Origin of the sequence: Microbacterium sp. AG157 (assembly GCF_003385695.1) — a bacterium.
Lineage (GTDB): Bacteria > Actinomycetota > Actinomycetes > Actinomycetales > Microbacteriaceae > Microbacterium > Microbacterium testaceum.
Map to the genome: position 1 here is coordinate 592117 of NZ_QRDK01000001.1, position 17646 is coordinate 609762.

Here is a 17646-nt window from a genome sequence, read left to right on the forward strand (position 1 = left end):
GTGGCACCATGGGCCCATGCCGGAGATGCCAGAGGTCGAGGGGCTCGTCGAGTTCCTGCGGGGGCGACTCGCGGGGCTTCGCGTCGACAAAGCCACCGTGTCGGCCATCAACGCCCTCAAGACGTACGACCCGCCCCTGACCGATCTGGTCGGCGCCCCGGTGACGGCCGTCGAGCGGCACGGCAAGTTCGTCGACGTGGCGACCGACGGCGGCATCCACCTCGTCTTCCATCTCGCCAAGGCGGGCTGGCTGCGGTGGTACGACGCACTGCCGACGACCCTCATCAAACCCGGCAAGACTCCGATCGCGCTGCGCGTGGGCTTCGACGACGGATCGGGCTTCGACCTCACCGAGGCAGGAACGAAGAAGTCGCTGGCCGTCTACGCGGTGACCGACCCGGCGGAGGTACCCGGCATCGCCCGGCTCGGCCCCGATCCGCTCGACGACGATTTCGGTCGCGCCGAGTTCGGCGCTCTCCTCCACGGGCGCCGTACGCAGATCAAGGGCGTGCTGCGCGATCAGTCGATCATCGCGGGAGTCGGCAACGCCTATTCCGATGAGATCCTGCACGCCGCCAAGATGTCGCCGTACGCGTTGGCAGCGAACCTCACCGACGACGAGGTCGATCGCCTGTTCGAGGCGATGACGACCACTCTCGCCGAGGCGATCACCGCGGCCCGCGGCAAGCCGCCCGCCGAGTTGAAAGATGCGAAGCGTCGCGGCATGCGAGTGCACGGACGCCGCGGCGAGGCCTGCCCCGTGTGCGGCGACGAGGTGCGCAGCGTGTTCTTCGCCGACAACTCGCTTGAGTACTGCCCCACGTGTCAGACCGGCGGCAAGCTCCTGGCCGACCGGCGCTTGTCGCGGTTGCTCAAGTAGGTCGGGGCGTCGACCGCCGGCTGCTTTCGAAACGTCGCCGTATGACCGGGAATGAAACCGCCGAAGGCACGTTGAGTAGGATCAGAAGTGCAACAACGTGCTCCGGGGTCGGTGAGAATCCGAACCGGCGGTGATAGTCCGCGAACCCCTCCGCTCCGGCGGTGGGGCCGATCCGGTGGAATTCCGGGACCGACGGTGATGCGACGGGTATCCGTCGCTAGTCCGGATAGGAGGCAGCACGGATGGCGCGACGCGCCTTCCCGCTGGCCCTGCCCCGATTCCGCGGGAAGGACAAGGAAATGGCATCCGCCGTCGAGATCGACGCCATGCGGCGAGCGCTGGAGCTCGCCCGGCGCGGCCCGCGCGGGCTGAACCCCCAGGTGGGTGCCGTCATCCTCTCCCCCGCCGGTGACATCCTCGCCGAGGGTTACCACCGGGGCGCCGGGACCGCGCACGCCGAGGTCGACGCCCTGTCGCAGCTGTCTCCGGATGCCGCGCGCGGCGCCACCGCCGTCGTGACCCTCGAGCCCTGCAATCACACCGGTCGCACCGGGCCGTGTGCTCTCGCGCTCATCGAAGCCGGTATCGCTCGGGTCGTGTACGCCCTGGACGACCCGACCGATGCGGCGTCGGGCGGTGCCGACAGGTTGCGCGCCGCCGGGGTCGACGTCGAATCGGGCCCCGAGGCGGATGCCGCCGAACAGCTCGTGCGCGACTGGACCCACCTGCAGCGCACGGGCCGCCCACACGTCACGGTGAAGTGGGCGCAAAGCCTCGACGGTCGCGCCGCCGCTGCCGACGGAACGAGCCAGTGGATCACCGGACCCGACGCCCGCCGAGACGTGCACGCGCGGCGCGCACAGGCCGATGCGATCGTCGCGGGTACTGGCACCGTACGCTCCGACGACCCCGCGCTGACCGCGAGGGCGGACGACGGGTCGCTCCTCGAAGACCAGCCGATGCCCGTCATCGTCGGCGAGAGCGAGACGGCTTCGGATGCCGCCGTGCGCCGTCACCCGCGCGACCCCCTGTTCTATTCGACGCACGACCTGCATGCGGTGCTCGGAGACCTCGCCGAGCAGGGCGTGCAGCGCGTCTTCGTCGAGGGCGGCCCGACCCTCGCGAGCGCATTCGTGCGCGAGGGCCTCGCCGACGAACTTCTCGTCTACATCGCGCCCGTGCTGCTCGGGGGTTCGCGCCTCGCGCTCGGCGACGTGGGCGTGCCGAGCATCGATGCCGCGAAGCGCCTGTCGGTGGCATCCGTCACCTCCCTCGGCGACGACCTCCTGATCGTCGCCCGCCCGGCCGTGCCCGGGCCCCGAAGCCCCGAGACTGTGCCCGCGACCGCGGGCGAGAACGAAGGAGTGGCCTGATGTTCACCGGAATCGTCGAAGAGATCGGTGCCGTCACCGCCGTCGAGCCCTCGGGCGACGGCGTGCGGCTGACGTTGCGCGCCCCCCTGTCGGTGTCGGATGCCGGCCACGGCGACTCGATCTCGGTCAGCGGCGTGTGCCTCACGGTCGTCGATCAGGGCGAGGACTGGTTCACCGCCGACGTCATGAAGCAGACCCTCGACATGTCGACTCTCGCCGGAGTCGCCCCCGGACGCCCGGTCAATCTCGAGCGAGCCACGGCCGCCCACGGTCGCCTGGGCGGTCACATCGTGCAGGGGCACATCGACGGCACCGGCGTCGTCCGCGAGGTGCGGCCCGGAGCCCAGTGGAGCGTCGTGCGGGTCGGCATCCCGGCTCACCTCGCGCCCCTCGTGGTCGACAAGGGATCCATCGCGATCGACGGTGTCTCGCTCACCGTGAGCGCCGTCAGCGAGGCCGACGAGTCCGAGCCCTGGCTCGAGGTGTCGCTCATCCCCGAGACCCTCGAGGCGACCACGCTCGGCCGCGCCGAGGCCGGCACCCCCGTCAACCTCGAGACCGACATCCTCGCGCGCCACGTGCAGCGCATGCTCGCCTTCCGTACGACACAGAATCCCGCGGCCGCCGCCGCATCGACCGAGAGGGGCTCCGCATGAGCCTGTCCACCATCCCCGAGGCCCTGGAGGCCCTTCGTCAGGGTCGCCCGATCCTGGTCGCCGACGACGAGAACCGCGAGAACGAGGGGGACGTCATCCTCTCGGCGCAGCTGGCGACCCCCGAGGCCCTCGCCTGGACCGTCCGGTGGTCGAGCGGCTACGTGTGCGCGCCGATGCCCGCCGAATGGGCCGACCGCCTCGATCTGCCGCCCATGGTCGAGGTCAACCAGGACGCCCGCGGCACCGCGTACACGGTGAGCGTCGACGCCGCGACCGGTGTGACCACCGGTATCAGCGCTGCCGACCGCGCGCGCACGTTGAACGTGCTGGCCGACCCCGAGGCGACTCCCACCAGCGTCATCCGCCCGGGTCACGTCCTGCCGCTGCGCGCCGTCGACGGCGGCGTCCGCGAACGCGCCGGTCACACCGAGGCCGCGGTCGACCTCATGCGTCTCGCGGGTCTCGAGCCGGTCGGCGCGATCGCCGAGGTCGTCGCGGAAGACGGCAGCATGATGCGGCTGCCCGGACTCTTCGAGCTCGGCGAGCGCGACGGCATCCCGGTCATCACGATCGAGCAGCTCATCGGTTACCTGAACGACACCGATCCGCTGCCGGCGACCGCCCCCGCGCGCCGCCGCGTGAGCCTGCGCGCCGAGTCGAACGTCCCCACCTCGCACGGCACCTTCCGCTTCCTCGCCTACAAGGACCGCATCACCGGCACCGACCACCTCGCGGTGGTCTCGGGCGACCTCATCGAGAAGGCACCGCTCGTGCGCGTGCACTCGGAGTGCCTGACCGGCGAGGCGTTCGGCTCGCTCAAGTGCGAGTGCGGCCCCCAGCTCGAGGCGGCACTCGACACGATCGACCGCGACGGCGGCATCGTCATCTACATGCGCGGTCACGAGGGTCGCGGCATCGGCCTCATCAACAAGCTGCGCGCGTACAACCTGCAGGAGCGCGGCCTCGACACCGTCGACGCCAACCTCGCCCTGGGCCTGCCCGCCGATGCGCGCGACTATGCCGCGGCCGCCGGCATCCTGGCCGACCTCGGGGTCGACAAGGTGCGCCTGCTGACCAACAACACCGACAAGGTCGCGCAGCTGCGCGGCTTCGGTCTCGACGTCGTCGAACAGGTTCCCCTGCTCGTGGGCGTGGGACCCAACAACCACCAGTACCTCGAGACGAAGCGCGACCGCATGGGCCACATCATCGCCGAGGACGACCTGCGCGACGCCCTCGCGCACATGAAGGAAGAGAGCGCCTGATGGCCGGCAGTGGAGCACCCGAGACCGGCGGCGTCGACGCGTCGGGTCTGAACGTCGTCGTGATCGCCGGCACCTGGCACGACGTGATCACCGACGGCCTCATCGCCGGAGCGAAGCGCGTGCTCGACGCCACCGGCGCGACGTACCGCGTCGTGCGCGTGCCCGGTTCGTTCGAGCTGCCCGTGGCCGCTCGCGCGGCCTTCGAGGGCGGGGCGGATGCCGTGGTCGCCCTCGGCGTGATCATCCGGGGCGGGACGCCGCACTTCGAGTTCGTCTCGTCCGCGGCGACCGACGGCCTGACGCGCGTCGCCCTCGATGCGGGCAAGCCCGTGGGCTTCGGCGTGCTGACCTTGGACGACGAGCAGCAGGGCCTCGACCGGGCCGGCCTCGAGGGCTCGAAGGAAGACAAGGGCGAAGAGGCGGCCGATGCCGCCATCCGCACCGCCCTCGTGCTGCGCGACCTGCGCGGCTGAACCCGGTCCGCGGCGCCCGGGCTCACGCACGGCAGAGGGGCGCGAAATGTGCAGCGGGGCGGACGATGTTTGCCCCGCTGCACATTCTCCGCCCCGCCCCACCCCCGCGGCGACGCCCGACGGTGAGGCGCCCCTTCCTGGCGGCGAGGGCACAGCATCCCTACCCTGACCGGTATGGAGATCCTGCGCAGCGTCGTCGTCCTCGTCCACCTCGTCGGGTTCGCCGTCCTCTTCGGCGCCTGGGTCGTCGAGGCCGTGGCCCGCCGCACGCGCGTGACGCCGTTGATGAGCTACGCGCTCGTCATCTCCCTGGTCACCGGCCTGGCCCTCTCTGCGCCGTGGGGCCTCGACCACGACCTCAACTACGCCAAGATCGGCGTCAAGCTCGTCGTGCTGATCGTCATCGGCGCGCTGCTGGGCATCGGTTCGGCTCGTCAGAAGCGCACGGGCACCCTTCCTCCCGCGATCTTCTGGCCCATCGGCATCCTGGCTCTGCTCAACGCCGGGCTCGCGGTCGTCTGGCACTGACGACAGCTCCGGCGCCGTTCGGCGGCCGCTCAGCGCGCGCATAGACTGGAGGGTCTAGACGCCCCTCACTCGGGGACGTTCCCGGTGCTCCTTCGCGCACCCGCTCACACCCACCCCCGTGATCGCGGCGCGCCACCGCTGCGCCCCATCCCGGACGCGATTGATCGACCTTCTCGTCAGGCAGTCATGACCATCTCCTCTCCCTCCACCCGATCGGCCGCAGCGCCCGCGAATCCCCGTTCGCGCGTCATCACCGCCAGCCTCATCGGCACCACGATCGAGTTCTACGACTTCTACGCGTACGCCACGGCCGCGGTCCTCGTCTTCCCGATCCTCTTCTTCCCGACCGGCAACGAGACCACCTCACTGCTGCTGTCGTTCAGCGTGTTCGGCGCCGCCATGGTCGCGCGCCCCCTCGGCGCGATCGTCTTCGGCCACTTCGGAGACCGCTTCGGCCGCAAAGCGACCCTCGTGGCCTCTCTGCTCACGATGGGTGTCGCCACCTTCCTCATCGGTTGCCTGCCCACCTTCAACGAGATCGGTGTCTGGGCGGCCGTGCTGCTGCTGGTCATGCGTCTCGCGCAGGGCTTCGCGCTCGGTGGCGAGTGGTCGGGCGCGGCCCTGGTCGCGACCGAGAACGCCCCCAAGGGCAAGCGCGCCCTGTTCGGCACGTTCCCCCAGCTGGGTGCCCCGATCGGCTTCATCATCGCCAACACGGTGTTCCTCGTCATCAACTTCGCGCTGCCGCACCCCGACGGCACGGCGCAGCGGTCGGTGGAGTTCCTCACCTGGGGCTGGCGCGTGCCGTTCCTGTTCTCGGCCGTGATGGTCATCGTCGGTCTCTACGTGCGCCTCAAGCTCGTCGAGAGCGAGTCGTTCGCGAAGGCCGAGAAGAGCGGCGCGATCCGCAAGTTCCCGCTCGGCGAGGTCATCCGCCGCAACTGGAAGCAGCTGATCCTCGGCACCTTCATCATGCTGGCCACCTACGTGCTCTTCTACCTCATGACGAGCTTCACCCTGTCGTACGGCACCAAGCCCACCGCCGAGGGCGCGGCCGCCGCGGCCGAGAAGGCCGGCACCGCGTTCAACGCCGCCACCTACGTCCCCGGCCTCGGCTTCGGCTACACCGACTTCGTCATCATGCAGATCATCGGTGTGGTGTTCTTCGGCGTCTTCACGATGCTCTCCGGCCCGGTCGCCGACGCGATCGGCCGCAAGCGACTGCTGATCGGCGTGACGATCGGCATCATCGTCTTCGGTCTGCTGTTCTCGGTGTTCCTCCTGCCCGCCGCCGATGCGAAGTTCACCGGCGCCCTCGTGCAGGCGTTCCTCGTGTTCGGCTTCCTGCTCATGGGGGCGACGTTCGGCCCGATGGGCGCGGTCCTGCCGGAACTGTTCCCGACCAACACCCGCTACACCGGCTCGGCCATCTCGTACAACGTCTCGTCGATCCTCGGTGCGGCCCTCGCGCCGATCGTGGCCGTGGCGCTGTGGGCGGCCGGAAACGGCAACCCGTGGCTGGTGGGCCTGTACCTCTCGGCCATGGGCGTGCTGACCCTCGTCGCGCTCGTGCTCTCGCCCGAGACGAAGGACGTCGACTACGACGACAACATCGCCGCGGGAGCGACCGCGCCGTAACGCGTCTGCTCTCGACACACCGGATGCCGCGGGGCCTGAGCCTCGTGGCATCCGGTGTTCTGTTCACCGGCGAGGAACGCGACCGACGGGATCGATGGCGCGGGGTACGGTCGAAGCACCCCATTTTCTTCCCGAGGTGAGCATGTCCGTTCCCGCTCCCGCGCGCGGTCGGCGCGGTCGCCGTGTGCCCGAGGGCCCGCGCGCGTCGTTCCGTCAGCTGCTGCCCTTCCTTCTCGAACACACGCGCACGCTCATCGTCGTCGGAGTGCTGAGCGTCCTCGGCGCCGCCGCCACCCTCGCGCAGCCGCTGCTCGTGGGCCAGGTCATCTCGCGCGTGCAAGAGGCCGTTCCCCTCGGGGCGCTGGTCTGGCTGCTGGTCGCGTTCGTGGTGCTGTCGTCGGTCATCTCCGGGTTCCAGCACTACCTGCTGCAGCGCACCGGTACCGCGGTCGTGTTCTCGAGCCGACGCCGATTGATCGGGCGCATCCTGCGCCTGCCGATCAGCGAGTTCGACGCCCGCCGGACGGGCGATCTGGTCTCGCGCGTGGGCACCGACACGACGCTGCTGTACGCGGTGCTCACGCAGGGATTCGCGGATGCCGTGGGCAACGCGCTCATCCTCGTCGGTGCCGTCATCGCGATGGCGTTCATCGACCCGCTGCTGCTCGTGCTCATCGTGGTGGTCGTGGGCGCCTCGCTCGCGGTGGTCGTGCTGCTGAGCACACGCATCCGCGCGGCCTCCGCCGTCCAGCAGGCCAAGGTCGGCGAGCTGTCGTCGGGCGTCGAGCGGGCGGTGGGCTCGATCCGCACGATCCGCGCGTCGGGCGCCACCGAGCGCGAGATCGCCGCCGTCACCGAGAACGCCACCGCCGCCTACGCGGCGGGAGTGCGCATCGCGCGCGTCTCGGCGCTGATCGTGCCGATCGCCTTCGTCGCCCTCCAGGTCTCGCTGTTGGTCGTGCTCGGCGTCGGCGGGTACCGCGTGGCATCCGGGGCCATCGACGTCGCATCGCTCGTCACGTTCGTGATCTTCCTGTTCCTTCTCGTGCAGCCGCTCGCCTCGGCGATCGGGGCCATCACCTCGGTGAACCAGGCGCTCGGGGCGCTCGGTCGCATCCAAGAGGTGCTCGACCTTCCTCTCGAAGAAGACGACGACCGACCCTCGGCGGCCTCTCCGATGACGGATGCCGCGGCCGTCGAGTTCCGCGACGTGCGCTTCCGCTACCCCGATCACGTCGTGAAGGCGCGAGAGGCCGCCGCGCAGGAAGCGCGCTCGGTGCTCGCCGAGGTGCACCTGGATGCCGGCGATGCGGAGCCGGAGAGCGACCGCGAGGTGCTGCGCGGGGTGTCGTTCACCGTCCCGCGCGGAGCGCGAGTGGCGCTCGTCGGCCCCTCGGGCGCGGGCAAGAGCACGATCCTCTCCCTCGTCGAACGCTTCTACGACCCGACGAGCGGCGCGATCCTGATCGACGGAACCGACGCCCGTGATCTCGCGCGCACGGAGCTGCGCGCCCGATTCGGTTACGTCGAGCAGGACGCCCCGACGCTCGCCGGTACGATCGCCGACAACCTCCGCCTCGCCTCGCCCGACGCCACCGATGCGGACTGCGAGCGGGTCCTACGCGCGGTGAACCTCGGCGACGTGCTCGAGCGCAACGCCCTCGGCGTCGACGCACCGGTGGGCGAGGACGGCGTGATGCTCTCGGGCGGAGAGCGTCAGCGCCTCGCGATTGCGCGCGCCCTGCTGGCCGCTCCCCCGGTGCTCCTGCTCGACGAGTCGACCTCGTCGCTCGACGGCGTCAACGAGCAGCGCATGCGCGAGGCTATCGACGCCGTGGCGACCGACCGCACGCTGCTGGTCATCGCGCACCGCCTGTCGACCGTCGTCGACAGCGACCTGATCGTCGTCCTCGAGAACGGCCGGGTGGTGGGCCAGGGCACGCACAGCGAGCTGGTGGCATCCACTCCGCTGTATCGCGACCTCGCGAAGCATCAGCTACTGGTCTGAACGACGGCGCGTGAACCCGGGGCAGACCGATCAGTCGCCCGCGAGAGCGTCGATCGGCGACACCGCGGTGGCCAGGCGCGTGGGTGTGACGGCGGCGACGGCGGTGAGCAGCGCCGTCGCCAGCGCGACGATCGCTACGGTCGCCCAGGGAATGCTCGGCAGGATCAACGTGGGCGACGAGAACAGCGGCGGCACGCCGATCGAGCCGAGCAGCGACTGCGCCCCGGCCCAGCCGTAGACCACGCCGAGCACGAGACCGAGCGCGACCGAGGTCACGGTGAGGTGCGCCGCCTCGAGCAGGACCATCCGGCGGATCTGCGGGGCGGCGAACCCCAGGGTGCGCAACAGGCCGAGTTCCCGGCGCCGTTGGATCACCCCGAGGGTGAGCAGGTTCACCAGGCCGACGGCGGCGATCACCGCCGACACCGCCACGAGCGACATCATGATCGCGGCGAAGGTGTCCATGAGTGACAGCAGTTCCTCCGGGGGTTCGCCGCCGCCCGAGGTGATGAGCACCTCGCGGGCCGACTGCGAGGCGACCGCGAACATCGTCACCAGGGTGACGCCCATCACGACCCCGATCGCCATACGGCTCGAGCGCTCCGGGTAGCGCAGGGCGTTCTCGGCCGCCAAGCGCGCCTCGGCGGATCGCCCGAACAACCGCCCGGTCACCCGCAGCAGAGGCGGCATGATCACCGCCGCACCGAGGCTCAGTCCCGTGAAGGAGAAGATGCCGCCCACGAACGCCACCACCACGCCGAGGGGGGACAGCAGGCCCAGGGTGATTCCCGCCGCGAGCACCAGGGTGCCGCCGACGAAGAGGATCCCCGCGGCGATGCGACGACCGCGACCGCCGACGGCCTCGTTCCGATTGCGTTCGGTCGCCCCGGAGATCGCTTGCAGGGGGGTCACCTCGAGAACCCGGCGCGAGCCCGCCCAGGCCGCGGCCCACGTCGTGAGCGTCACGATCACCGCGGGAGCGGCCAGCATCGGCTGGACGAGCGCGTAGCCCACGTCGATCCCCCAGACGGTACGCGCCACCGGCAGAAGCACGGCCGCGACCGCGGTGCCGCCGCCCAGCCCGATGACGGCACCGACGGCTCCCACGACGAGGCCCTGACGAGCGACGCGCGCCCGCTCCGATCGGGCCGAGGCCCCGATCAGGCGCATCAGAGCGATCTGCCGCGTCCGCCCGGCGACGATGGTCGCGAACGTGTTGGTGGTGACGATCGCCGCGACGAACATCGCCACGCCCACCAGCAGCGTGCTGAGGATCGCCACGACCGCGACGACGCTCTCGCGGCCCGCCAGGTACGGCGCGGCCAGCAGCCACGCACCGATGAACCCCGTCGCGGCGATGAGCAGCGTACCGAAGCCGCTCGAGATCGCGGCCACGAGCACCGATGCCCCCAGGCCGCGTTCCGCGCGCGGCAGGCGGCGGGGGCGCGACACCCCGACCGGCCGCTCGGCGACGACGCTCACGCCCCGACCTCGGACGAGAGCATGTAGGCCGAGATCGCCTCCGCGCTCTGGCGGGGGGTGTCGGCCACGACGCGGCCGTCACCGAGGAAGATCACCCGGTCGGCGTGCGAGGCGGCGACGGGATCGTGCGTCACCATCGCGATCGATTGCCCGTGCTCCCGGCTCGCCGCGCCCAGCAGCGCGAGCACCTCGCGGCCGGTGCGGGAGTCGAGATTGCCGGTCGGCTCGTCGGCGAAGATCAGATCGGGCCGGGTCGCCAAGGCCCGGGCGATGGCCACGCGCTGCTGCTGACCGCCGGAGAGCTCGTGAGGGCGATGACGCAGGCGGTCACCGAGTCCCATCGACTCGACGAGCGCGTCGATGCGGCGTCGAGCCTCGGGCGAAGGCGATCGGCCGGCCAGCTCGAACGGCAGCGTGATGTTGCCCAGCACGTCGAGCGTCGGCACGAGATTGAACGACTGGAAGACGAAGCCGACACGCGAGCGACGGAGCACGGTGAGCTCGAGGTCGCTGAGACCGGTGATTTCGGTGTCGCCGACGAACACGCGGCCCGAGGTCGCGGCATCCAATCCCGCCATCACGTGCATGAGGGTGGACTTGCCCGAACCGGACGGGCCCATGATCGCCGTGAACTCGCCCCGTCGGAGGCCGATGGTGACGTCGTCCAACGCGTGGACGCGCGATTCGCCGGCCCCGAAGGTCTTGGTGAGGTTCTGGACCCGCGCGGCCATCGGCGCGGCGTCGAAAGGAGGCTGCTGCATGTCTCCGACGCTACGAATCACCCCCGGCCCGCGTCATCGACCTCACGTCGCCCCGTCGTACATCTGGAGGATGACGCGGCGCCGGCTGCCGCGGGGATACGTCTCGCGAGGGATGCCGGATCATCCCCGGGGACGACGATCCCGAGCCCCCCGCCCGGTCACGATCGACCCATGACATCGCACCGCACCTCACCGCTCCTGCTCGCCCTCGCCGTCGCCGCGGGTGGAGCCCTCTCCCTCTCGCTGGCCGGGTGCACCGGCATCCAGGAGGCTTTCTCGCAGGAGGTCACGGCGGAGTACACCGATGCGGCCGACGTCGCCGCCCGGGCCGACACCACCGTGCCCTGGCTGCCCGCCGATGCGACCGCGATCGTCCTGAAGACCAAGCGCGACGGCGAGGTCGCCACCGCGATGACGCGGAGCGGCTCCGCGCTCGACCCGAAGACCTGCGTCGAGGTGGAGCGACGGTCCGCCCCGACCGTGCACCTCGACGACGCGCCCGACGTCTACGCGACGAGCCGGGTGTTCGCGTGCGGGGCGTGGTCGGTGATCGCGACGGACGCCGGCTGGTACGGCTGGACGCCGAACAGCCCCGGCGAGAAGGAGCAGTCGCCGACCGGATCCTGAGCGCACGCGCATCGACGCCCCTCCCGCGCGCCAAGAACGGGAGGGGCGTCGATTCGAGGGCTCACCCGTCCGCACAAGACGGGCGCGGGCGAGCCGGTCTCAGGAGCGCTGCAGGCGGTAGCGCAGCGCGGCGAGCTCTGCGCGCAGGGCGGCCGGCAGGTGCGAGCCGAAGGTGTCGTAGAACTCCTCGGTCAGGTCGGCCTCGGCGAGCCACGAGCTGCGGTCGATCGAGAACAGCTCCTCGAGGTCGGCGGCGGGGAGGTCGAGGCCCGACAGCTCGAGATCCTCGATCCGGGGCAGACGACCGATGGGGCTGTCGACCGCGTCGACCTGGCCGTCGACGCGACGGATGATCCAGTCGATCACGCGGGCGTTGTCGCCGAATCCGGGCCAGAGGAAGCGGCCGTCGTCGCCCTTGCGGAACCAGTTGACCTGGAAGATCCGGGGCGCGCGGTCGAAGCGGAGCTTCTGGCCGACCTTCAGCCAGTGACCGAAGTAGTCGCCCATGTTGTACCCGCAGAACGGCAGCATCGCGAACGGGTCGCGGCGGAGCTCGCCGACCGTGCCCTCCTGCGCCGCCGTCTTCTCGCTCGAGACGGTCGAGCCGATGAACACGCCGTGCGACCAGTCGGTGGCCTCCACCACGAGCGGCACGTTGGTGGCGCGGCGACCGCCGAAGAGGATCACGTCGAGCGGCACACCCTCGGGGGCCTCCCAGTCCTCGGCGATCTGCGGGCACTGTGCAGCTCCGACGGTGAAGCGCGAGTTGGGGTGCGCGGCGGGGCGGCCCGACGCGGGCGTCCAGGGCTTGCCCTCCCAGTCGATGAGGTGCGGGGGCGCCTCGTCGGTCAGCCCCTCCCACCAGACGTCGCCGTCGGGGCGGAGCGCGACGTTGGTGAAGATCGTGTTTCCCCACAGCGTCTCGATCGCGGTGACGTTGGTCGACTCGCCGGTGCCGGGTGCGACCCCGAAGAACCCGGCCTCGGGGTTGATGGCCCACAGACGCCCGTCCTCGCCGGGGCGGATCCACGTGATGTCGTCGCCGAGGGTCTCGACACGCCAGCCGGGGATCGTCGGCCGCAGCATCGCGAGATTCGTCTTGCCGCAGGCCGAGGGGAACGCGGCGGCCACGTGGTACGCCTTGCCCTCGGGGTCGATGACGCGGATGAGCAGCATGTGCTCGGCGAGCCAGCCCTCGTCGCGGCCGATGACCGACGCGATGCGCAGCGCGAAGCACTTCTTCGCGAGGATCGCGTTGCCGCCGTAGCCCGAGCCGAACGACCACACCTCGAGCGTGTCGGGGAAGTGGACGATGTACTTCTCATCGTTGCAGGGCCACGCGACGTCGGCCTGGCCGGGGGCGAGAGGCGCGCCGACCGAGTGCACGGTCTTGACCCAGGGTGCACCGTTCGCGATCTGCTGCGTGACCGCGGTGCCGACGCGGGTCATGACGCCGATGGATGCCACCGCGTAGGCACTGTCGGTGATCTGCACGCCGATGTGGCTGAGGGGTCCGCCGATGGCACCCATGGAGAAGGGGACGACGTACATCGTGCGGCCGCGCATCGAGCCCTCGAAGACCCCGTTCAGCGTCTCGCGGATCTCGGCGGGGGCGATCCAGTTGTTCGTGGGACCGGCGTCTTCTTCGCGCTTCGAAGCGATGTAGGTGCGCGACTCGAGACGGGCGACGTCGCCGGGGTGCGAGCGGGCGAGGTACGAGCCGGGGCGCCATTCGGGATTGAGTTTGATGAGCTTGCCCTCGTCGACCATCTCGCGCAGGAGCGCGTCGTTCTCGGCGGCCGAGCCGTCGACCCAGTGGATGCGGTCGGGCTGGGTGAGAGCGGCGACCTGGTCGACCCACGCGACGAGGGCGGCGAGACCGGGGCCCTCGACCGCGGGGCGGTCTCCGTGACCGGCGCGCTGCACGCGGCCCGCGCGAGTGTCGAGCGCGGCGGTGCGCGGCGTGGAGTTGAAGATGTCGGCGAGTGCCATGTCGTTCTCCTCGGTTGAGAGCGAAATCGGTGGTCTTCCTCCATGTTGCGCGCCTGCGCCGGTTCTTTCCGAGAAAAAGTACGTTAAGAATTGCGCATTTTTCGATATGGTCAAGGAATGGCATCGTCGTTCGAGCTCACGACCCTGGGTCACCGCATCCGGCACCACCGTCTCGCTCGGGGCTACACCCTCGACGAGCTCGGCGCCCTGGTCGGGGTCGCCGGCAGCCAGCTGAGCCTCATCGAGAACGGCAAACGCGAGCCCAAGCTCTCGCTCCTGCAGGAGATCGCCCGCGCTACCGAGACCGAGGTCACCGAGCTGCTCTCGCGCGAACCCCCGAACCGGCGGGCCGCTCTCGAGATCGAACTCGAACGCGCCCAGACCAGCCCGTTCTTCCGGCAGCTCGGCATTCCCCCCGTCAAAGTGACGAAGGGAACGAGCGACGACACGATCGAGGCCGTGCTGGGCCTGCACCGCGAACTGCAGCGGCGCGAGCGCGAGACGATCGCGAGCCCCGAAGAAGCCCGCCGCGCCAACACCGAGCTGCGCCTGCGCATGCGCGAGATGTCGAACCATCTGCCCGAGATCGAGCGTCTCGCCGAGAAGCAGCTCCGAGCCGCGGGTCACTCGACCGGCGCTCTCACCCACCGCACGGTGAGCATCATGGCCGAGCAGCTGGGTTTCGAGCTCCTCTACGTCAGCGACCTGCCGCACTCGGCGCGCTCGGTCACCGACCTCGAGAACGGGCGCATCTACCTGCCGCCCGCGTCGATCCCCGGGGGTCACGGACTGCGCTCGATGGCCCTGCAGGCCATGGCGCACCGCTTGCTGGGACACCGCCCGCCCACCGACTACGCCGACTTCCTCCAACAGCGCCTCGAGATCAACTACTACGCCGCGTGCTGCCTCATGCCCGAGACGAGCGCGGTCGCCTTCCTCACCCAGGCGAAGAAGGACCGCAACCTCGCTGTCGAGGACTTCCGCGACGCGTTCGGGGTGACCCACGAGGCCGCGGCCATGCGCATGACGAACCTGATGACCGTGCACCTCGGCATCCGCCTGCACTTCATGCGCGTGGACGGCGACGGGGCCATCTCGCGCGTGTACGAGAACGACGACCTGCCGCTCCCGACGGACGTCACCGGTTCGGTCGAGGGCCAGATCGTCTGCAAGAAGTTCTCGGCGCGGTCGGCGTTCGACGAGCACAACCGCACCACCGAGCACTACCAGTACACCGACACCCCCGCCGGAACCTACTGGTGCTCGACCCAGACGGGCAGCACCTCGAGCGGCGACTTCTCGATCACCGTGGGCGTGCCGTTCGACGACGCGCGGTGGTTCCGCGGCCGCGAGACCCCCACACGCGGTGTCTCGCACTGCCCCGACGAGTCGTGCTGCCGCCGCCCCGACACCGAGGCCGCGGAGCGCTGGTCGGGCAAGGCGTGGCCGAGCGCCCGCGTGCACCAATACATGTTCTCGCCGCTCCCCCGCGGCATGTTCCCGGGGGTCGACGACGCCGAAGTCTTCGCGTTCCTCGATCGTCACGCGGACGGCTGACCGGGGGCATCACACGCGTGAGGCGCCAAGATGGGTCGCCTCGGGAGGCTCGCAAGCGACAAAACGTGGCGACTCGCGCAGGAGGACGGACGCACGGATGCCACGGCCCCGGGGCCTGGGGAGCGCGGGGTCGTGGCATCCGATCGTCCCTACCGTGCGCGCAGCAGACCCGTCTCGTCGTGGCAACCGACGTAGGTGAATCGCTGCTGGACGTCGGTCGGAACGGTCACCTCGTGGAAGAGCCGCAGGCGCGTCTCCGGCCCGAAACTCGAGAGATGTCGCATCGCCGCTCCGAAGATCTCGACGTGGGTCGGGTGAGAGGCCGCCCAGTCTTCCAGCGCCGCCATGTCGCGCCACCAACTCATTCCGAAGGTCCGGTCGGTGGGCTGATCGTCCTCGTCGAGGACCACCATGAAGCGATTGTCGTAGCACCCGATGGATCCGCCCTCGTCGCGGAGGAAATCCATCCCCGCCCGCAGCGGCGGTTCGACGGTCGACAGGTAGAGATCGCGCTCACGATCGCCGGTGTCGGTGATGTCCTGCCCCGATCGGATCAGGCAGGCGTTGCCATGCAGACGCACGTCCCGCACCCGACCAGATCCGGTGACGACGAGCTCGCCCGAGGGCCAGAGCGGATCGGTCTGCGCGAGCGGAAGGCGGTCGCGCATCGACCCCCAATAGGCGTGCTCCTCGATCATCCCGCTCATCTCCGTCCCCACCTCGGCGACACCCTCGGGGCGGTCGGAGGCGGAGAAGATCGTCTCGAAGCGCTCCAGGTCGGGCGTGACGAGCTCGAGGAAGCGCCCCACGCCGTCCTCCACGCGGTCGGGGTCGAGCCACGCGGCGCCTACGGACGCGAACCAGCGCTCGAACGCGCGCGGGTCGCTCCAATACGCCGTGTCGATCGTCGTCGTATATCCCTGTGCGTCGATGTAGCGAGCGCGTTGCACGGAGCCGGGACCGTCGTGCGCGGAGCGCGCCTCGCGCATCTCACCCAGGGCGGCAGCGGCCCGAGGATCGTCTGCGTCCCGGCTCTGCACCCCGAACGACGCCATCACCACGGCGTCGACCTCGTCACCGAAACGCGCCGAGAACGAGGGATAGGGAGGCTGATACGAGCCGGGCGTGTGCTTCGGCCGGCGGTCGGGGCGCCGAAGCTTCGGCGCGATCGAGGACTCGAGTCCCATCGACGTCATTCCGCGCTGACGAGGTCGTCTGCCACGACCGGCTCCGCAGCAGGGATGTCACGAGCGGATGCCGCGACCTTGGGCAACCGCCCCGTGTCGCGGTGGTGGAGGGTGAAGACGTCCGGCCGAGAGTAGTGTCCCACGGGGTCGGCGGCGTTCTTGGCGGCGAGGATCGCGGAGTAGTCGATGTCGGCGAAGAGGATGCCCTCCTCGTCGGGTGCGAGCGGGTCGGCGAGCGAGCCTCCGTCGGGACCGAAGATCCGGGCGTATCCGCCGCCGAGTGGCAGCATGGCGCGCTTGGCATCGGTGTCGGCGAACAGCTCCTGCGCCGCTGGTCCTACGGTCGCGCACGGAGCGAGAACGAAGGTCTGCCCCTCGACGGCGTACTGGCGTGACGCACCGACATTGACCTCGGGCCCGAGGGCGTTGACGGCGCCGCCGAAGATCGAGAAGCTCGGCCACGCGGCGACGTGCAACTGCTCGTCTTGCGAGAACATCGCGTACTTGGTGAGCGGCTGCAGGTGCTCCCAGCAATTGAGCGAACCCACGCGACCGACGGGCGTGTCGACGACCACGACGTCGGAGCCGTCACCGTCGCCGAACTGCGTTCGTTCCACGTGGGTCGGCTTGAGCTTGCGGCGCGTGCTGAGGGTTCTTCCGTCCGCGTCGATCACCGCCTGCCCCATGTAGAGCGATCCGCCCGAGCGCTCGCTGAATCCGAACGCGAGCGAAATGCCGAGGGACCGGGCGACCGATTCGAGTCGCTGCCACTCGGGGCTGCCGATCTCGAGGGAGTTCGCGGCGTACGGCACGACGAATTGAGACTGCCAGGCGACCGAATCCAGCCACAGGAACCAGGGGTATCCGGGCAGCCAGACCTCGGGGAAGGCGACGATCTCGGCGCCACCGTCGCGCGCGTCGCGAGCGAACGCCTCGAGTTTGTCGATGCCCCCGTCCAGGTCGTTCCAGACGGGTTCGGCCTGCACGGCGGCGGCGCGGAAGCTCTTGCGGTAATCGGGCATGAGGACTCCTTCGGGTGAGCGGCATCGGATGATCCGCGGTGCCCACACGTTAGGAGGGAGGGGTGCCCGCGTCTCCGACTTCGCGCGCACGGTGTCCGGCGATGCACGCACCACCCATCGACGGACGTCACGGCATCCGGCGATTCGCGCACGATATCCGACCGCATCCCCGATCGACAGGCAGGCGAGGGGGAACC

The 17646-nt window shown here is 70.2% G+C and carries 15 protein-coding genes; 10 read left to right on the forward strand and 5 right to left on the reverse strand.

Annotated features, from left to right (window positions below):
* The first annotated feature begins 16 nt into the window (after positions 1-16).
* The 8 genes from DEU35_RS02830 (at position 17) to DEU35_RS02865 (ending at position 8821) form a co-directional block, all read left to right on the forward strand.
* A complete protein-coding gene (locus DEU35_RS02830) occupies positions 17-880 on the forward strand; it encodes an Fpg/Nei family DNA glycosylase (RefSeq protein WP_116238548.1) in 864 nt (287 codons plus the stop codon).
* A 299-nt stretch (positions 881-1179) separates the two neighbouring features.
* Positions 1180-2253 (forward strand): bifunctional diaminohydroxyphosphoribosylaminopyrimidine deaminase/5-amino-6-(5-phosphoribosylamino)uracil reductase RibD, encoded by a 1074-nt coding sequence (gene ribD / locus DEU35_RS02835; RefSeq protein WP_116238892.1) that lies wholly within the window; start codon positions 1180-1182, stop codon positions 2251-2253.
* Positions 2253-2909: a riboflavin synthase gene (locus tag DEU35_RS02840; protein ID WP_116238549.1), complete on the forward strand. Its 657-nt coding sequence runs from the start codon at positions 2253-2255 to the stop codon at positions 2907-2909. Before ribD ends, DEU35_RS02840 begins: the two co-directional genes overlap by 1 nt.
* Positions 2906-4174, forward strand: coding sequence for a GTP cyclohydrolase II (gene ribA, locus DEU35_RS02845; protein ID WP_116238550.1), 1269 nt, complete (start codon positions 2906-2908; stop codon positions 4172-4174). The genes DEU35_RS02840 and ribA overlap by 4 nt, the downstream gene beginning before the upstream one ends.
* A complete protein-coding gene (ribH, locus tag DEU35_RS02850) occupies positions 4174-4647 on the forward strand; it encodes a 6,7-dimethyl-8-ribityllumazine synthase (RefSeq protein WP_103206567.1) in 474 nt (157 codons plus the stop codon). Before ribA ends, ribH begins: the two co-directional genes overlap by 1 nt.
* A 174-nt stretch (positions 4648-4821) precedes the next feature.
* The gene (locus DEU35_RS02855) at positions 4822-5175 is read left to right on the forward strand and encodes a Fe-S protein (protein ID WP_103206568.1); all 354 of its coding nucleotides are present in this window, start codon (positions 4822-4824) and stop codon (positions 5173-5175) included.
* Between the two features lie 186 nt (positions 5176-5361).
* A complete protein-coding gene (locus tag DEU35_RS02860) occupies positions 5362-6813 on the forward strand; it encodes an MFS transporter (RefSeq protein WP_116238551.1) in 1452 nt (483 codons plus the stop codon).
* A 142-nt stretch (positions 6814-6955) separates the two neighbouring features.
* Positions 6956-8821, forward strand: a complete 1866-nt coding sequence (locus DEU35_RS02865; RefSeq protein ID WP_103206570.1) for an ABC transporter ATP-binding protein — start codon at positions 6956-6958, stop codon at positions 8819-8821.
* 30 nt (positions 8822-8851) lie between these two features.
* Here DEU35_RS02865 and DEU35_RS02870 read toward each other — a convergent pair whose 3' ends face one another.
* Together DEU35_RS02870 and DEU35_RS02875 are read right to left on the reverse strand one after the other, a co-directional pair.
* Positions 8852-10303 (reverse strand): ABC transporter permease, encoded by a 1452-nt coding sequence (locus DEU35_RS02870; protein ID WP_258027859.1) that lies wholly within the window; start codon positions 10301-10303, stop codon positions 8852-8854.
* Entirely contained in the window at positions 10300-11064 is a 765-nt protein-coding gene (locus DEU35_RS02875) for an ABC transporter ATP-binding protein (protein WP_181904554.1), read from the reverse strand. Before DEU35_RS02875 ends, DEU35_RS02870 begins: the two co-directional genes overlap by 4 nt.
* Before the next feature lie 171 nt (positions 11065-11235).
* Here DEU35_RS02875 and DEU35_RS02880 point away from each other — a divergent pair, with 171 nt between their 5' ends.
* Positions 11236-11691 (forward strand): hypothetical protein, encoded by a 456-nt coding sequence (locus tag DEU35_RS02880; RefSeq protein ID WP_116238552.1) that lies wholly within the window; start codon positions 11236-11238, stop codon positions 11689-11691.
* Between the two features lie 99 nt (positions 11692-11790).
* Here the strand turns inward: DEU35_RS02880 and DEU35_RS02885 are convergent, their stop codons facing one another.
* Entirely contained in the window at positions 11791-13683 is a 1893-nt protein-coding gene (locus tag DEU35_RS02885) for a phosphoenolpyruvate carboxykinase (GTP) (protein ID WP_103206572.1), read from the reverse strand.
* Positions 13684-13800: 117 nt separating this feature from the next.
* Here DEU35_RS02885 and DEU35_RS02890 point away from each other — a divergent pair, with 117 nt between their 5' ends.
* Positions 13801-15240, forward strand: coding sequence for an XRE family transcriptional regulator (locus DEU35_RS02890; protein ID WP_103206573.1), 1440 nt, complete (start codon positions 13801-13803; stop codon positions 15238-15240).
* 149 nt (positions 15241-15389) lie between these two features.
* Here DEU35_RS02890 and DEU35_RS02895 read toward each other — a convergent pair whose 3' ends face one another.
* Positions 15390-16436 (reverse strand): phenylacetaldoxime dehydratase family protein, encoded by a 1047-nt coding sequence (locus DEU35_RS02895; protein WP_219728497.1) that lies wholly within the window; start codon positions 16434-16436, stop codon positions 15390-15392.
* On the reverse strand, positions 16433-17449 hold the full coding sequence (locus DEU35_RS02900; RefSeq protein ID WP_116238553.1) for a carbon-nitrogen hydrolase family protein: 1017 nt from the start codon (positions 17447-17449) through the stop codon (positions 16433-16435). Before DEU35_RS02900 ends, DEU35_RS02895 begins: the two co-directional genes overlap by 4 nt.
* Positions 17450-17646: the final 197 nt, after the last annotated feature.

Excerpts from the sequence above, each read along its gene's own strand:
- DEU35_RS02830 (WP_116238548.1), top strand. The coding sequence starts at position 17 with ATGCCGGAGATGCCAGAGGTCGAGGGGCTCGTCGAGTTCCTGCGGGGG.
- ribD (WP_116238892.1), top strand. The coding sequence starts at position 1,180 with ATGGCATCCGCCGTCGAGATCGACGCCATGCGGCGAGCGCTGGAGCTC.
- DEU35_RS02840 (WP_116238549.1), top strand. The coding sequence starts at position 2,253 with ATGTTCACCGGAATCGTCGAAGAGATCGGTGCCGTCACCGCCGTCGAG.
- ribA (WP_116238550.1), top strand. The coding sequence starts at position 2,906 with ATGAGCCTGTCCACCATCCCCGAGGCCCTGGAGGCCCTTCGTCAGGGT.
- ribH (WP_103206567.1), top strand. The coding sequence starts at position 4,174 with ATGGCCGGCAGTGGAGCACCCGAGACCGGCGGCGTCGACGCGTCGGGT.
- DEU35_RS02855 (WP_103206568.1), top strand. The coding sequence starts at position 4,822 with ATGGAGATCCTGCGCAGCGTCGTCGTCCTCGTCCACCTCGTCGGGTTC.
- DEU35_RS02860 (WP_116238551.1), top strand. The coding sequence starts at position 5,362 with ATGACCATCTCCTCTCCCTCCACCCGATCGGCCGCAGCGCCCGCGAAT.
- DEU35_RS02865 (WP_103206570.1), top strand. The coding sequence starts at position 6,956 with ATGTCCGTTCCCGCTCCCGCGCGCGGTCGGCGCGGTCGCCGTGTGCCC.
- DEU35_RS02875 (WP_181904554.1), bottom strand. The coding sequence starts at position 11,064 with ATGCAGCAGCCTCCTTTCGACGCCGCGCCGATGGCCGCGCGGGTCCAG.
- DEU35_RS02880 (WP_116238552.1), top strand. The coding sequence starts at position 11,236 with ATGACATCGCACCGCACCTCACCGCTCCTGCTCGCCCTCGCCGTCGCC.
- DEU35_RS02885 (WP_103206572.1), bottom strand. The coding sequence starts at position 13,683 with ATGGCACTCGCCGACATCTTCAACTCCACGCCGCGCACCGCCGCGCTC.
- DEU35_RS02890 (WP_103206573.1), top strand. The coding sequence starts at position 13,801 with ATGGCATCGTCGTTCGAGCTCACGACCCTGGGTCACCGCATCCGGCAC.
- DEU35_RS02895 (WP_219728497.1), bottom strand. The coding sequence starts at position 16,436 with ATGACGTCGATGGGACTCGAGTCCTCGATCGCGCCGAAGCTTCGGCGC.
- DEU35_RS02900 (WP_116238553.1), bottom strand. The coding sequence starts at position 17,449 with ATGCCCGATTACCGCAAGAGCTTCCGCGCCGCCGCCGTGCAGGCCGAA.